This is a genomic window from Bradyrhizobium genomosp. III, assembly GCF_000261705.1.
Taxonomy (GTDB): Bacteria; Pseudomonadota; Alphaproteobacteria; order Rhizobiales; family Xanthobacteraceae; genus Bradyrhizobium; species Bradyrhizobium ottawaense.
The window spans coordinates 73,300-89,226 of the sequence record NZ_AJQF01000170.1 but is presented as its reverse complement, the minus strand read 5'-3'; the positions used below and the strand labels follow the sequence as shown (position 1 = coordinate 89,226).

General features: G+C 65.4%; 12 protein-coding genes. 4 read left to right on the top strand and 8 right to left on the bottom strand.

Features of this window, described 5'->3' with window-relative positions; translation table 11 throughout:
- Nucleotides 1-55 precede the first annotated feature (55 nt).
- The 3 genes from IC66_RS0115210 to IC66_RS0115200 all read right to left on the bottom strand — a co-directional run bounded on the left by IC66_RS0115210 (nt 56) and on the right by IC66_RS0115200 (nt 6,939).
- Entirely contained in the window at nt 56-3,361 is a 3,306-nt protein-coding gene (locus IC66_RS0115210; RefSeq protein ID WP_038948185.1) for an acetyl-CoA carboxylase family protein, read from the bottom strand.
- 12 nt (nt 3,362-3,373) lie between these two features.
- Entirely contained in the window at nt 3,374-5,095 is a 1,722-nt protein-coding gene (locus IC66_RS0115205; RefSeq protein WP_038948183.1) for an AMP-binding protein, read from the bottom strand.
- A gap of 161 nt (nt 5,096-5,256) precedes the next feature.
- Nucleotides 5,257-6,939, bottom strand: coding sequence for a methyl-accepting chemotaxis protein (locus tag IC66_RS0115200; RefSeq protein ID WP_038948182.1), 1,683 nt, complete (start codon nt 6,937-6,939; stop codon nt 5,257-5,259).
- Between the two features lie 285 nt (nt 6,940-7,224).
- Between IC66_RS0115200 and IC66_RS0115195 the strand changes: the two genes are divergently transcribed.
- The gene (locus IC66_RS0115195) at nt 7,225-7,725 is read left to right on the top strand and encodes a hypothetical protein (RefSeq protein ID WP_038948180.1); all 501 of its coding nucleotides are present in this window, start codon (nt 7,225-7,227) and stop codon (nt 7,723-7,725) included.
- Nucleotides 7,726-7,736: 11 nt separating this feature from the next.
- Nucleotides 7,737-8,204 (top strand): hypothetical protein, encoded by a 468-nt coding sequence (locus IC66_RS0115190; RefSeq protein WP_028140446.1) that lies wholly within the window; start codon nt 7,737-7,739, stop codon nt 8,202-8,204.
- A 3-nt stretch (nt 8,205-8,207) separates the two neighbouring features.
- Here the strand turns inward: IC66_RS0115190 and IC66_RS0115185 are convergent, their stop codons facing one another.
- Nucleotides 8,208-8,807, bottom strand: coding sequence for a TetR/AcrR family transcriptional regulator (locus IC66_RS0115185; RefSeq protein WP_028140447.1), 600 nt, complete (start codon nt 8,805-8,807; stop codon nt 8,208-8,210).
- Nucleotides 8,808-8,967: 160 nt separating this feature from the next.
- Here IC66_RS0115185 and IC66_RS0115180 point away from each other — a divergent pair, with 160 nt between their 5' ends.
- Nucleotides 8,968-9,345, top strand: a complete 378-nt coding sequence (locus IC66_RS0115180) for a tautomerase family protein (RefSeq protein ID WP_028140448.1) — start codon at nt 8,968-8,970, stop codon at nt 9,343-9,345.
- A gap of 19 nt (nt 9,346-9,364) precedes the next feature.
- Here IC66_RS0115180 and IC66_RS0115175 read toward each other — a convergent pair whose 3' ends face one another.
- Entirely contained in the window at nt 9,365-10,291 is a 927-nt protein-coding gene (locus IC66_RS0115175) for a CobW family GTP-binding protein (RefSeq protein ID WP_028140449.1), read from the bottom strand.
- 3 nt (nt 10,292-10,294) lie between these two features.
- The gene (locus IC66_RS0115170; RefSeq protein ID WP_038948179.1) at nt 10,295-11,785 is read right to left on the bottom strand and encodes an amidohydrolase family protein; all 1,491 of its coding nucleotides are present in this window, start codon (nt 11,783-11,785) and stop codon (nt 10,295-10,297) included.
- Nucleotides 11,786-12,781: 996 nt separating this feature from the next.
- Here IC66_RS0115170 and IC66_RS0115165 point away from each other — a divergent pair.
- Nucleotides 12,782-13,735 carry an alpha/beta hydrolase gene (locus IC66_RS0115165; RefSeq protein WP_049801859.1) on the top strand — a complete coding sequence of 318 codons (954 nt, stop codon included), beginning with the start codon at nt 12,782-12,784 and terminating at the stop codon, nt 13,733-13,735.
- A 156-nt stretch (nt 13,736-13,891) separates the two neighbouring features.
- Here the strand turns inward: IC66_RS0115165 and IC66_RS0115160 are convergent, their stop codons facing one another.
- Nucleotides 13,892-14,911: an NADP-dependent oxidoreductase gene (locus tag IC66_RS0115160; RefSeq protein ID WP_038948178.1), complete on the bottom strand. Its 1,020-nt coding sequence runs from the start codon at nt 14,909-14,911 to the stop codon at nt 13,892-13,894.
- Nucleotides 14,912-14,981: 70 nt separating this feature from the next.
- The gene (locus IC66_RS0115155; RefSeq protein WP_028140453.1) at nt 14,982-15,836 is read right to left on the bottom strand and encodes an oxidoreductase; all 855 of its coding nucleotides are present in this window, start codon (nt 15,834-15,836) and stop codon (nt 14,982-14,984) included.
- Between the last annotated feature and the right edge of the window lie 91 nt (nt 15,837-15,927).

The following is a 15,927-nucleotide window of genomic DNA, read 5'->3' as shown; positions in this document are numbered from 1 at the left end:
ACCACAGGCGGGGATGTCAATCCGGAACCGGAACGCAGCTATTGCTGCACCGCCCTCACCACGTATCGATGCACGGCCGCTTCTTCCCGGCCCTGGCCGGCGGCTTCGGCACCGAACGCAGTCCGGCCATGATCCAGCGCCGCGTCTCGGCGGGGTCGATGACGTTGTCGATCTCGAACACCGAGGCGATCGAGACCGCCTTGCCGTTGGCATAGAGCTCGGCGACCTTGTTGCGGTAATAGGTCTCGCGCTCCTCGGGGTCGGCGATGGCTTCCATCTCCTTGCGGAAGCCGAGGCGGACGTACCCCTCCAGCCCCATGCCGCCGAACTCGCCGGTCGGCCAGGCCGCGGTGAAGAACGAGGCGTGGAAGCCGCCGCCGATCATCGACTGTGCCCCTAAGCCATACCCCTTGCGCAGCACGATGCCGAACAGCGGCACGGTGAGGCTCGCGCCCGTGACGAACATGCGGGAGACGTGGCGCACGATCGCGGTCTTCTCCGCTTCCGGGCCGACCATGAAGCCGGGCGTGTCGCAGAGCGAGACGACGGGCAAATCGAACGCGTCGCAGAGCTGGAGGAAGCGCGCGGCCTTGTCGCCGGCATCGGCATCGATGGCGCCGCCAAGGTGACGCGGATTGTTGGCGATCAGGCCGAACGGTTTTCCCTCGATGCGGATCAGCGCGGTGATCATGCCGACGCCGTAGTCGCGGCGCAGCTCCAGAACGGAATCCTTGTCGGCGACGAGATCGATGACGCTGCGGATATCGTAGACGCGCAGGCGATTCTCGGGGATGGCCCGGCGCAGCAGGCGCTGGTCGGCGGCCTCCCACTCCGTCACCGCGCCCTGGAAATAGGACAGGTATTTTTGCGCGATCCTTGTCGCCTCCTCCTCGTCTTCGACGAGGATGTCGATGACGCCGTTCGGCGATTGGAACGAGACAGGGCCGACCTCGGCGGGGTGATAGACGCCGAGGCCGCCGCCCTCGATCATCGCAGGACCGCCCATGCCGATCGAAGCGTTCTTGGTGGCGATGATGACGTCGCAGCAGCCGAGCATCGCGGCGTTGCCGGCGAAGCAATAGCCGGAGACGACACCAATCACGGGCACGAGGCCGGAGAGCCTTGCGAACTGCACGAAGGACGGACCGTCGAGACCGGTCATGCCGAGCCGATCAGTGTCGCCGGGCCGGCCGCCGCCACCTTCGGCATAGAACACCAGCGGCACGCGCCAATCTTCCGCCAAGGTCAGCATGCGGTCGATCTTCTTGTGGTTCATGTGGCCCTGCGTGCCCGCGAGCACGGTGTAGTCATAGGCCACGACGATGCAGCGCGCACCCTCGGGCCCGAACTTCTCGCCATTGACCGTGGCGACGCCCATGACGAGACCGTCGGCCGGCGTGTTCTTGATGAGATCGTCGAGCTTGCGGCGGCGGCGCTGCGCCGCGATGGCAAGGCTGCCGTATTCCATGAACGAGCCTTCGTCGACGAGCTGGGCGACGTTCTCGCGCGCGGTGCGCTGATTGGTGTTGCGGCGGCGCTCGACCGAGGCGGGGCGATTCGCATCCAGCGTGTTGGCCTGGCGCGCGATCAGCTCGGCGAGGTCGGGGCGGATGTGGTCGAGATCGATATCGGCTTCGGCCGTCGTGCTGTCGGCCGCGACGTCGAGCGGCTCCAGATAGAGGATCGCCTCGCCATGCAGCAGCGTGGCACCGTCGCCGGCGGCGAGTTTTGTCACCCGGCCGCCCTGCTCGGCCATCACGAGATGCTCCATCTTCATGGACTCGATCACGGCGAGCTGCTGGCCGGGGCGCACGATCTCGCCCTCCTTCACCTGAATGGTGACGATGGTTCCTTGCAAGGGCGCTGCGACCATCACCGTGCCTTCAGGCACGATCTGCGCGACATGCGTCTCCGCGCCGTAAACGCCACTTCCTTCGGTCGGCGCAAAGTAGAGCGGCTTGGCCGCACCGTCGGCGGCATCGACGAGCTTTGCGATATTGCGATCGATGAAGTCGGTCGCGATTCGGTTGGTCCTGAAATCAGGATGCGCCAGCACCGCCTGCAGGAAGGCGATATTGGTGACCACGCCGTCGATCCGGAACTCGCGCAAGGCGCGCGAGGCTTTTGCAACGACATCATGCCAGGTTTCGCCCGGCGTATGCACGATGACTTTCGCGAGGAGCGAGTCGAAGGCCGCGCTGGTCTTGTAGCCGGCGTAACCAAAGCTATCGACGCGCACGCCCGGCCCTGACGGCGGCTCGAAAACAGCGAGCACGCCGCCGGTCGGATGCGTCGCGCCTGATGCGTCCAGCGTCTCCATGTTGACGCGGAGCTGCATGGCATGGCCGCGCGGCTTCGGGATCGATCCCTGCGCAAGGCCAAGCGAGGACAGCGTTGCGCCTGATGCGACCGCGAGCTGGGCGCGGACGAGGTCGAGCCCGAGCACTTCCTCGGTCACGGTGTGCTCGACCTGAAGCCGCGGATTGGCCTCGATGAAGGCAAAGCTGTCCTCGGCGGTGCCGTCGACCAGGAACTCGAACGTGCCGAGATTGTCGTAAATCGCCGCCGTCGCAAGCTGCTTCGCCGCCTCGATGATACGGCCGCGCAAGGGCTCGCTCAGCGACGGGCTCGGCGCTACCTCGATCAGCTTCTGGTGCCGGCGCTGGATGGTGCATTCGCGCTCCCAAAGGTGGGAGATCGCGCCGTGCTTGTCGCCGATGATCTGCACCTCGATATGGCGCGCCTGCCGGATCAGCCGCTCGGCATAGACACCGTCGAAGCCGAAGGCAGCCTTGGCCTCGGACTGGCAGCGCGCATAGGCCTCCGTGAGATCGGCCGCGTTCTCGACGACGCGCATGCCGCGCCCACCGCCGCCGGCCATGGCCTTGATCACGATCGCAGCATTGCTGCCGAGGGAGCTGAAGAACGCCGTGATCTCCTCCACCGACGACGGCCCGCTGGTGCCGGCAATGATCGGCACGCCGCAACGCTTTGCCAGTTGCCTTGCCGCGACCTTGTCGCCGAACAATTCGAGCGCCGCCGGCTTCGGCCCGACGAAGGTGAGGCCTGCATCGGCACAGGCCTTGGCAAACGCGGCGTTCTCGCTGAGGAAGCCGTAGCCGGGATGCACGGCGTCGCAACCGACGCTTTTCGCCGCCGTCACCACCGCATCGATGTCGAGATAGGCCCGGGCGCCGCGGCCGGGGATTTCGACCGCTTCGTCGGCAACCCGCACGTGCAGCGACAGCGCATCATCAGCGGGATGGATCGCGACAGTGGCGATGCCGGCATCGGCTGCCGCGCGCGCGATGCGAATGGCGATCTCGCCGCGATTGGCAATCAGGAGCTTCTTGAACGACATCGTCTCTCTCATTCAGACAGCAGCAGGAAGATTCGGGTCGAGATCCTGCTTCTTCACCTTGCCCGTGGCCGTCAGCGGCAGGGCATCGATAATACGCACTTCCGGGATCTTGTAGACGGCCATGCGCTCGGCGCACCAGGCGCGCAGATCTTCCGCAGAGATGGTGCCGACCGCCTCAGGCTTGAGCTGGATATAGGCCACCGGCACCTGCCCCTTGTCAGGATCGTCGCGCCCGACCACGCCCGAGCCTAGCACCTTCGGGTGCTGGCCCAGCAGTGCCTCGATCTCCGGCGGAAACACGCTCATGCCCTTGACCTTCAGCATCTCCTTGCGGCGGCCCAGGAAGTGCAGGAAGCCGTCCTTGTCGATGTTGCCGATATCGCCGGTGCGCAGCCAACCGTCGACGAGCGACTCGGCGATCGCCTCCGGCTTGTTCCAATAGCTCTTGAGCAGCGAGGGCGTCCGTACGCGGATCTCGCCTTCCGCGCCGAGCGGCAGCAATGCGCCGGTCTCGAAATCGGTGATCTTGAACTCGGCGCCGGGGACCGGCAGGCCGACGAAGATCGGCTGGTTGTTGAGATCGAAATCGTCGTCTTGGAAGCCAGATGTGAAAGTGTTGGAGGTGTGGGTCTCGGTCATGCCCCATGCTGCCTCCATCAGGATCGTGCCGGTGAGGTCCTTCCAGCGCTTGCGATAGTCGGCGTTGAGCTTCTTGACGAAGGAGACGACGCGGACCTGCTGCAGCGACGACAGATCGAACTCGCTCCAGCGCGGATGGTCCATCAGCTCGACTGCGCCGTCGACCGGCATCGCGGTGATCGTGACCTTGTATTTGTCGATCGCCGCCATGGCGCCGACGGCATCCCAGCGCGCCAGCAGCACCAGCGTCGCGCCGGAGAACAGCGGGAAGATCAGGCCAAAGTTTTCGCCGGCGATCCAGAATTCCGGAAAGAACGACATGAACACGCTGTTCTCGTCCGACAGCACCGAGATGCCGTAATTGGCGGCGGCCGTGTACACCATGTCGCGATGGGTATGGACGCAGCCCTTGGGCATGCCGGTGGTGCCGCCGGTGTAGTTGAGCGCGGCGACGTCATCGAGCCCAGGCGGCGGCAGCGGCGTAGGTGTGGGCGTTGCGGCGAGCGCCGGCAGCAGATCGGTCGCGCCCGGCACCGCGACGCGCGGCGTGCGGATCGAGTCCGGCGTGGGGAACGCGGGCGCTGCCGGAACGACGTCGGCAAAGCTGGTGACGATGATCTCGCGCAGGCGCACCTCGCCCCTGACTTGCTCGACGACGGGGGCGAGCTGGTCGAGCGCCACGATCACATCGGCCTGGGTATCCTTGAGCTCGTAGGACAGCTCGAACGCGCGCGACAGCGGGCTGACGGGGACGTGGATCGCGCCGAGCTTCAAAATGCCGAAGAACACGATGTGGAATTGCGGGCAGTTCGGCAGGAACACGGCGACGCGGTCACCCTTGCCGACGCCCTTGGCTTGCAGCAGCGCCGCAAAACGGTCGCTCTGCCGATCGAGATCGGCATAGGTGGTGACGTGGCCGTAGAAGATGATTGCGGGCCGCTCCGGACTGCGCTTCGCCCAGGCGCGCAGATATTCCGACAAGGGAACTTCGCCGTGCAGATAATTCGGCGAACGCGGCATGCCTTTCGGCCAAGCCTTGTCCCACAGGCCACGCAAGGTAGCGAGATAATCCTTCTCGTTGAGACCCGCGCTCATGACGTCTTTCCCGTGTTGCTTTTCTTTTCGAAGGCACGCACGTGCCGTCAATCGACATCGCTACACGTCGAGCACGGCAGAGGTCATGTCAAGAAAAACAGCATCGGCGTCGCGGCCGATGCCGCGACGCGGAAAAAGAAAGTTTCTCGCAGCGCGTTTCGCTACGCCGCGCGCACGCCCGCGACGAAAGCGCTGACTTCGTTTTCGAGCGATTGCAGCTTCTGCGTCAGGCGGCCGCTCGATTGCAGCACGAGGCCTGCGGCCTGGCCGGTCGCCGCGGTCGCGTCGCTGACGCCGGAGATGTTCTGCGAGACCTGGTCGGTTCCGGAGGCCGCCTCCTGCACGCTGTGGGCGATCGCCTGCGTCGCGGCGCCCTGCTCCTCGACCGCGGCAGCGATCGATGAGGAGATCTCGTTGACCTCCATGATGGTGGCACGGATGCTCTCGATGTTGCCGACGACCTGATTGGTCTCGGCCTGGATCGCCGTGATCTGAGCGCCGATCTCGTCGGTCGCTTTTGCCGTCTGGCTCGCCAGCGACTTCACTTCGCTCGCAACCACCGCAAAGCCCTTGCCGGCTTCGCCCGCCCGCGCCGCCTCGATCGTGGCGTTGAGCGCGAGCAGATTGGTCTGCGAGGCGATCTGGTTGATGAGGTCGATGACCTCGCCGATCTTGTGCGCGGCCGCTGCCAGCCCCTGCACGGTGTCGTTGGTGCGCTGACCGTCGGCGGCGGCCTTGTCGGCCACCGTCGCGGCCTGTGCGACGCGCTGGCTGATCTCCGAGATCGAGGACGACAGCTGGCCGGCGGCGGAGGCCACCGTCTGCACGTTGCTCGAGGCCTGCTGGCAGGCGGAGGCGACGAAGCTCGCGCGGTCGGTCGCCTTGTCCGCGGTTTCCGACATGCCCTGGGCTGCCTGCTGCATCGCGCGCGCCTCGTTGAAGACGTCGCGGACGACGGCCTGAACGCTCGCCTCGAACTTGCCGGCGAGATCGGTCATCGCCTTGCGCTTCTCGCCGTCGGCCCGCTGCTTCGCCTCCTGCTGCTCGGCATGCATCCGCCCGACGGCCGACGCATTGTCCTTGAACACGGCCAGCGCCTTGGCGAGCCCGCCGACCTCGTTGTTGCGGTCGGTATAGGGCACCTCGAACGCGCTGTCGCCGGCGGCAAGCCGCTCGGTCAGCGCGGTGATTTTTGCCAGTGGCCGGGTCACGCTGCGGCCGATCACGAAGGACGCACCGAGGACCAGGACCAGCACGGCGAGACAGACGTAGCCGAACGTCGTCGCAGCCTGGCGGAACACGGCGTCGACATCGTCGAGATAGATGCCGGTGCCGATGATCCAGCCCCAAGGCGCAAAGCCCTTCACATAGGAGATTTTCCCGACCGGCTGGTCGAAGCCGGGCTTCGGCCAGAGGTAGCCGTAGAAGCCCGCGCCCTGCTTCTTGACGACGTCGACGAAGCCCATGAACAGCGCGTTGCCGGCGGGATCCTTCATCCCGGACAGATCCTTGCCGTCGAGCTCCGGCTTGATCGGATGCATGACCATCTTCGGGGCCATGTCGTTGATCCAGAAATACTCGACCTTGTCGTAGCGCAGGCTCTTGATCTCGGCGATCGCGGCGGCCTGGGCCTGTTCGCGCGGGAGTTTCCCGTCGCTCTCGAGCTTCTGGTAGTGGGCGAGGATGCCGTAGCCGACATCGACCATCTGCTGCGTCTTGGCCTGACGATCGGCGACCATCTGCGTGCGCAGGGTCGACAGCGCGATCGGCGCCAGCGCGATCATGCCGAGAAGGCTGATGCCGACAATCAGGACCAGCTTGAAACTGATGCGGGAGAAAATCATCGGAGCTCACGAAATTTGGCGGGACAGACATGCCAATTTATCCCGATCCTCTTAGCAAAGCTTTAAGCATTCGGGTTCCCCAAGCGGCCGCCGAGGCCCGGCCGCCGCGCACGGCTTTCGCGCCCTCGCGGCGCCGCGCCCGTCTTCGAATATAAACCTCTTCAAAACTAGAAGACCTCGATATCGCCCCTGCGAGCGTTGACTTGGGGCGGGCTCCGGCAGAACGATCGATGCAGACAATCAGCGCCAGCTGTGGCGTGAGCGCAGCCAAGGGCCAGAGGTTTCATGCATCAATCGACATCATCAGGGTCTGTCGATCTTCCCGCGCTCAGTGCGGCGGAACGGCTCTTCATCTGGGGATTCCGGGCCAAGGCACGCAGCGGCGGCGCCGTTCCGACCGCAGCCGATGTCCAGGAGGTGTACGACCATTTCCGCGTGGGCGATGCCGTGCTCTCGCTGGAATCCATCATCGAGATCTTCGCCTGCACGGCCCACACCGCGATCGAGGTGCACTGCCCGACCTGTCCGCGCATGTCGGACAGCGAGCGCGGGATTCTGCAGGCCATCGCCGCGGCACAACAGGATCGCATCGACATCGTGCGCGAACGGTTCGAGAGCTGGCTGCCGCCGGTCGGCGCCGATTGGGCGCTGGCGCCCGTGCGGGGTCTCGCCACGATCTTCCGCATGGCTGGTCTCATCATGCCCGACCGGCAGGTGCGATCCTTCGACCATGACCGGACCATGGCGATGAAGAGCTGGCTGGTTGGAAGCCCGACATTGCACTGACGAGATCGGTCATGACCCCGGATATTTGCGGTTCTGTGCCGGACGCCGGCCAATCGCGGCTCTGTCCGCTCCAGGCCGCGCTTGGAGCGCGCCCCTGCGTCGACAGCTACGATGATTTCTGCCGCGTCGCGCTGTCGCTGTTCCGCTTCATCGGAGCGGCCTACACCACCGGCGCCTCCGATTGCTGGGAGGCCGCCTATCGCTTTGCCGACGAGGCGCCTGGCATTGCCGACAGTCCGCTGCTGGTGGCGCGGGCTGCCGCGCTGGTCAGAATCCTGCGCAGCGGCCGGCCATGCGAACTGTGCTTCATGCCGCCGTCCTGTCGTCGGCTGTCGAAGGACGAGACGGAATTGATGCGGTTGCTGGCGGTCGCGCGCCGCAAGCAGCCGGGCGAGCTCGAATCCATCGTCTGCGCGTTCGTCGGCTCGGGCAAGGAAGCCGCGGCGACACGGGCGGTCAACGCGCTTGCTCTGTGCTGACATCTAGCCGCCTTTCCTGCCGAGCACGAGATCGATGGTGTGCGCGGCGATCTTGCGCAATTGCGGCTCGTCGCCGAAGGCACGTTCGAGCACGGCGAGGCCGCGCGTCACGGTGACGATGTGCAGCGCCGCGGCCGCGGCATTGCCGTTGAACTCGCCGCGCTCGGCGCCTGCCGACAACGTGTCCTGAACCAGTGCTGTGATACGCGAAATAAGGCCCGCAAAGACCTGGCGCGCGTCTTCGTCCAACCCCTCGCCTTCCGCGGCGCCGAGCTCCATCAGCCCGCGCGTGGTCGGACAGCCGCGCGGCGGCGTGCCCGAGCGGAAATTGGTGATGGTCAGATCGAAGAACGCGGTGAGGCGCTTGCGCAAGGAGCCCGTCCCGAGCGCCTTCTGCAGCGCTGCGAGATAATCCCCGGCATAGCGTTCATAGGCCTGCAGGAACAGCGCTTCCTTGCTGCCGAAGGCGTTGTAGAGGCTGCCGCGCTGGACGCCGGCATCGCGCGCGATGTCCGACAGCGAGGTGCCGCGCACGCCCTTGCGCCAGAACTGGTCGAACGCGATGCGCAGGACCTCGTCATGATCGAATTCGCGCGGCCGCAAGCTCGGCTCCTTTTGGAAGTATTTGACACGACGTCAAGAACATGCTTTCTCGACATCGTGTCAAAAACCAATTGGAATTGATAGCCCGTTTCAACACTGGGCCGAACAGCGGCGCACGCATTCGCCCTGCTGGTCGGGCCCGCATGCAAAGGGACGCGCGATGCCTCTGCTCCACATCTCGATGCGCGCCGGCAAGCCGCAAGCCTACCGGCAGGCGATTCTCGACGGCCTCTACCGCGCCATGCGCGAGGCGCTGAGCGTGCCCGAGGGCGACGAGTTCATGACCATCAGCGAGCACGAGCCGGCGAATTTCCGCTGTGGCAATGCCTACGGCGTCGCGCGCAGCGACGACGCGGTGCTGATCCAGATCACGGTGTTCGCCTCGCGCACTCCCGAGCAGAAGAAAGCGCTGTACCGCCGCATCGCCGACCTGCTCGGCGAAAGCCCGGGCATCCGGCCCGAGGACGTGTTCGTCAACGTGCTCGACGCCCCCGCGGAGAACTGGTCGATCGGAAACGGCGTCGCCCAATTCGCGTGAGACGGCACAGACTGCAGCTTCATTCGGCAACGCACGCCTCCATGATGCCGTCGAGCTCGGCCTTCGACAGCACGCCGAGTTCGGCGATGAAGACGATCCGTGTGCGCGGCGCGCCCGGTGCGGGCGCCTCGCCAGGGGCGAGCGTGGCGCGGCCGGCGGCGAATTGAAACACCATCTGGCGGCCGGGCTGCTCGACGGTCTCGAACAGGCCTTTTGCGCGCGCGAGTTTTGGCGCCAGCTTGCCGATGGCCTGCTGCAGGCGGGGCAGCGAGATCGGGCGGTCCGAGGTCCAGCTCAGCGTCTCGAAGCGCTCCTCCGCCGGTCGTTTCGGGCCCGGATCGCGCGCCACGGGCGCACGCTCGACGTTCGCGGGGAACAGCAGCGCGGACGGAATCTCGCCATGCCGCGCCTCGACCACCACGGCCGGAAGGCGCAAGGCGCGGATGGCCTGACGCATCCGCGCACCCGCGCCCTCTTCCGCCAGATCCAGCTTGGTCAGCGCCACGATATCGGCTACGCGCAATTGCGAGCGCTGGAGGGCATCGTCCAGGGCGGCCGGCGGTGTCGCGGCGTCGATCACGCACAGCACCGTCTCCAGCGGCGCCTCGCGCAGGATCACGGGGTCCATCAGATTGCGGACGATGTCGGCGGGATCGGCGACGCCGCTGGTCTCGATCACGATGTAGTCCGGTTTCGGATCTCGCCGCAGCAGTGTCGAAAGCGTGCGCAGGAGATCGCCTTCGAGCGAGCAGCAGATGCAGCCGTTGGCGAGGCTGACAACGCCGTCGCTGGCGCCCGCGATCAGTTCCGCATCGATGTTGATAGCGCCGAAATCGTTGACGATCGCGGCGATCCGCCGTCCCTCCGCATGCGCCAACAGATGGTTCACGACCGTGGTCTTGCCCGCCCCCAGAAAGCCCGTCACCAGGAGAATGGGGACCGGCATGGGTCAGCCCCCGACGACGGGGCGGCGCACCGGCTTACCCGGCCGCGCCGCCAGATCCAGCACGCCGTCGCTGATCAGCACCTGGCCGCTGACCACGAGATGCCGCACGCCTTCGGAGGGGCGGTTCATCGCCGTGAAGGTCGCACGGTCCGAGAGCTTCTCGTAGTCGAACACGACGATGTCGGCGTCCGCGTCCTTCGTCAGCCGGCCCTTGGCGCGCATCGCCGGCGTGCTCTGCGACAGGATTTCCGCCGGGATCAGCGCGCATTTGCGCACGCCTTCGAGCAGCGACACGGTCTTGCGCTCGCGCACCCATTCGCGGATGAATTTCGTGAAGCAGCCGGCCGAGCGCGGATGCGAGGTGGCATCGTCAGGCAGCGGCCAGGCATCGCCGGTGTAGGTCTTGCCGTCCGACGTCGTCCACGGCATCGCGTCGGACGCGATCGCGCCGCCGGGATACAGCACCGACATGTCGAGCAGGTCGCGGTGATGCGCATTGTTATCGATGTCGAGGATGTGCCAGAGCACCAGCGAGGACGGCTCTTCGGCCTGCGCCTTCAAGAGCTCCTCGCGGTCATGGAAGCGATAGCCGTCGGTCACGCGCTGCACGGAATCGTAGCCGGTGCCGTTGCGTTCGACGAATTCGGGGTCGCTGAAGAAGGCGGCGGCCAGCACGGTCGAACCGGTGCCGTAAGGATAGGCTTCGACCGTGATGGGCAGGCCCTGCGCCTGCGCCTTCGCGATCAGCACGCGGCAACGCTCGACGTCGGTCTTGCTCGACGAATTGAAATGGCAGATGTGCATGTGCGAGCCGGTGGCGCCGGCATAGCCGATCAGGCGAATATAGGCTTCCACCGCGCTCTCGGGGTCGATGCGCGACATGAAGGCGACGTGGGTGAAGGTCGGCACGTCCTTGGCGGCGGCGAGCTGGCAGACCGCGGTCAGCTCCTGCACGCCGGCGCCCGGCGCGTAGGCATTGAGGATGCCGACGCCGATGCCGCCTTCATCGAGACCGCGCGAAAGACGCTCGAGAATGCCGGCGACCTCCGCATCACTCGCCACGTTGTCCATCCAGCGGCGGTCGCGCATGGCGTTGCCGAACGCCTCCAGCGAGCTCTCCGCATTGGAGCCGGTCATTGCGCCGATGCGCGCAAACGCCCAGTTGGTGGCGGCGCCGTAGTTCAGCACGCGGCCTTTTCTCGCCTGGCGCTCATACCACGACCCGACCGGCAGCACGCCGGCCTCGAGATCGAGCGTGGTCGTCACCCCGTCGAACGCCTGCATGCGGTCCGCCGGGATCGATTGGCCATGGGCGTGCAGGTCGATGAAGCCGGGGGCAACCACGAGCCCGGTCGCGTCGATCACCCGCTCGGCACCGCCGAGGCCCGTGCCGACCGCGGCGACCTTGCCGTCCACCACCGCCACGTCGCCGACGGCGTCCATCCCACTCGCGGGATCTACCACCCGGCCGCCAGAGATCACCAAGCCGCTCATATCGTCACTCCCTCCACCTCGAAATCGCATCAAGGCAGATTCCGGAAGCGACGACCACCTCCACTGAAGCCGACGCATCATGCTCGCACGGAAGGTCATCTGGCAGGCAACCCGCTGACGCGCGCCCGCGTCCTCGCGGCATGTTTTGCCCGAGTGATGCTGCTCTCCTCACCCTCTCGGAAAGAAAGGGTGCAGGGAAGGCCGGGCGCCGGCTGGCACCCGTAAAGACCCCCGTGCTGAACAGATGCACACGCAATGCACAGGGGAGATACAGGGCAGCCGATACCAGGCCTTCCCTGCGCGATGGTCTGACGGCCAATATGCCGCGCTCTCCCGGGAGCCGAACTTTCCTTCTGGCCTCCCTCGCCCAGCGAATTGGATGATGCAGTCTGCCCGGTTGGGCTCGCTCGCATCTCCGCGAAAGGCTTGACCGTAGCAACGACGGCCAGGACCACACGGTTTCGCCGTACGCAGGGGCGCCGTTCGTCTTCGCGGGTCACGCTTGCTCACGAGATGACCTCGCCCTGCACGCGCAAGCTCCGCCTTTAACGCCGCCCGCGTCCACCGCAACTCCCCGCCCGCGTTCGAAACGACGTACGACCGCCCCTTTGGTGGGCTGGGATGGCCGACACATACGACAAATCCGAATTTCGGTAAAGTGGAATATTTTTGTGAGGAGGGGTTGACAGAACTTTGGCCTGTTTCGCTTGACGGGGCGGGGCCTACGCGGCGAAAGCCACGGAGTAAGCCTTGCGCGATTGTGCACGCTCCACGCGATCGGCATCATCGGCTGATGCGGCACCTGTTCGAAGGCCATGACTTTTGAACCGGCCGCGAAGCGGCTCCGCCGTCTTCTCGCCTGCATTGTCATTCAGTGAGCTAGGCGGGGCGGCGTGAGGTGGGCAAAGTTCCCAAAGGTTCCCAGTGATCGTCCGACGTCCTCAGCAACGCGACTCCCGTCATTCCGTTTCGCGCCGCGCTTTCCTCGGCGGGCTTATGTCGGCAGGAAGTGCCGTCGCACTCGGCGGATGCGCTGGCCTGGGTGCAACCGGCGCGCGCTTCGACGCGTCGTCGCTCTCGCTTGACCCGACAGTGCTTGTCACCACCACGCGCAAGCCCGTCAACGGCGCCCGTGCCAAACCCTGGTTTGGGCCGGAACGCGCGACGGCCATGACGGTCGCGCGGGCCAAGCTGGCGGCGCCGGACGAGAGCCGTTTGTCCCTCGCCTCCGTTGGACTTGGCGACTGGCGCCTTGATCGGGTCGAACCGGTGCCGGCCGACGCTGGCGATCTCGCCGCGCAGGCCGGGACAGGCGACGTGCTGATCTATGTGCACGGCTTCAAGCAGACATTCGAGACGGCCGTGCTGGACGGCGCCCATCTCTCCGATGGCATCAAGTTCCGCGGCCGGACGATGGTGTTCTCCTGGCCCTCCAAGGCCGGCCTGTTCGACTATGCCTATGACCGCGACAGCGCGATGTGGTCGCGCGACGATTTCGAACGCGTGCTCTCCGCGCTCGTGTCGGCGCCAAGCGCCGGCCGCGTGCACATCGTCGCCCACAGCATGGGAACCATGCTGACGCTCGAAAGCCTGCGTCAGCTCCATGCGCGATACGGCGACACCGTCACGAGCAAGATCGGCGCGGTCGTGTTTGCCGCGCCCGATATCGACATGGACGTGTTCTCGTCGGCGATCCAGCGCATCGGTCCGCTGGCCGGCAAGATCACCGTGATCGCCGCGACGAACGACCGCGCACTCGCGCTGTCGGGCCAGATCGCAGGTGGAATGACCAGGGTCGGCGCCGCCGAAAAGGCCGTCATCGCGCGGCTCGGCGTGCGCGTGGTCGATGCCTCCCAGGAAGGCTGGGGCATCATCAACCACGATCTGTTCCTGTCGAATTCGGAGGTGCAGAAGGTGATCCGCCGCTCGATCGACGGCACGACGGCGTGAGAGAGTGGCTGCGCCGAGCCATGCGAAAGCTGGCTCCTGAGCATCGTCGTCGCGGCTACGAGGGGAAGGCGGCCGAATTCTGGGGGTGGCCGACGAAATGGCGCTCCCCGGGCCCTTCCGAAACACCTCGTTGTTGGACGCGGTATGGACGTTTTGTTAGCCAGAATTGGCGCTTGACCTCATCTGGACTACGACCTTCCCCTTGGCTCGCCCCTTTTCGAGATACGCCAGCGCCGCCTTCGCCTGTTCGAACGGAAATACCTTGTCGATCACCGGCCGGATGCGCTCGGCCTTGAGAAGCTCGCCGATCTCGGCGAGTTGGCTACCGTCGGGATGCACGAACAGGAATGAATATTCCGCGCCAATCTTGCCGGCATGGCGAATGATCTTGCGGCTCAGCAATCCGAACAGGAACACCATGAAGAAGTTCATCCCTCGGGCGCGCGCGAACGCGGCGTCCGGTGGCCCGATGAGCGAAGCTATCGTGCTTCCCGGCTTCAGGATCCGAAGCGATTTTTCGAGCGCATCGCCCCTGACCGTGCCTAGCACGGCGTCGTAGTCCCGCAGCACGTCCTCGAATTGCTGTGTCTTGTAGTCGACCACCTCGTCAGCCCCGAGGCTGCGCACCAGATCGACATTTCCTGTGCTGGTCGTCGTTCCCACCCGGGCTCCGAGATATGTCGCGAGCTGGATCGCAAAGGTGCCGATCCCGCCGGCGCCCGCGGGGATGAACACCTTCTGATGGGGCTTGAGACGCATGCGCTCCTTGAGCGCCTGCCACGATGTCAGGCCGACCATCGGGATCGAGGCCGCCTGCACGAAGTCCAGGTTTGGCGGCTTGAGCGCGGCGGCATGCTCCGGCACGCGCGCGAATTCGGCGAGAGCACCGGTTCCGAAATCGAAGATGCTGGCGAAGACGGCATCGCCCGGCTTGAAGCGGGTCACGCTGCTTCCGACATCGACGACGACGCCCGCAAGATCACTGCCCAGCGTTGCCGGCAGCTGAAACTTGAGGATGGGCTTGAATGTTCCTTTCGGAATCATGTTGTCGATCGGGTTCAAGCCCGCGGCGTGAACCTGGACCAGAATTTCGTTCGGCTTGGGCGTCGGCCGGGGAATTTCAGCCAATGCGACCTGATTCGGCTTGCCGTAACGTTTGAAGACAAGAGCTTTCATCTTCCCTCTCGGTCCGAAGGTTCCTTGCAGTCGCGGTGGCAAGTGGCCGCGCGTACGCCGGTTGTTGCGGTCAGAAGGCCCGGGCGGTGCGGGCGGACTGCGACGCCCGCACATCAAGACGCAGGTCTTTTCGTATGCCGGCATCCACCAAGCCGACTGGCGCAAATCGCCGCAAGAATCGCAGTCGCTTCGCGAGGCTGCCAGCCGCGTACCGGACTTGCGGCCGCATCGCGCTCGCCGCCTTCAGCACGGTCTCGGCCACTACGGCCGGCTGTTCGGCCGTTGCCATCACCTCGTTCACCCTCTTGGTCACGCCCGCGCGCGCCTCGCGATATTCATCGAGCTTGGCATCGGGCTCCAGGAAGTTCGCGTCGAACGGCGTCTTGGTGTACGCGGGCTCAATCACCGAGACCCGAATGCCTCTCGTGCGCAGTTCATGGTCGAGCGACTCCGAGTAGCCGGCCACCGCGTGCTTGGTTGCGGCATAGAGCGCGCCATACGGCATCGGTAGAAAGCCAAGCACAGAGCCGATGTTGATGATGCGGCCACTCCCCTGGCGTCGCATGTGTGGCACGACGGCCCGCGTCATCCGGATCAGCCCGAAGAAGTTCGTGTCGAAGATCGCTCGTGCCTGATCCATCGAGCTCTCTTCCGCCCCCGCAGGGGCAACACCAAAGCCGGCATTGTTCACGAGCAGGTCGATGCGGCCCTCGCGCCGTATCACTTCGCTGACGGCTGCTTCTACCGATGCATCGCTGGTCACGTCGAGTGACAGCATCTCGAACGGATGCTTGCCAGCCTGTGTGCCCCGCCTGCTGGTGCCAAACACGTTATAGCCGGCGTTCGCAAGCCGCTCCGCCGTGGCCTGTCCGATTCCTGACGAGGCGCCGGTCACCAGCGCGATCTTCGGTTCAATCCTGTTCATAAGCCTCTCCGGCGCCACCACTCGGCTAGAAACATTTTGATTACGATCGTAACTATTGATATACATGACGACCGTAATTATAATTGTCAAG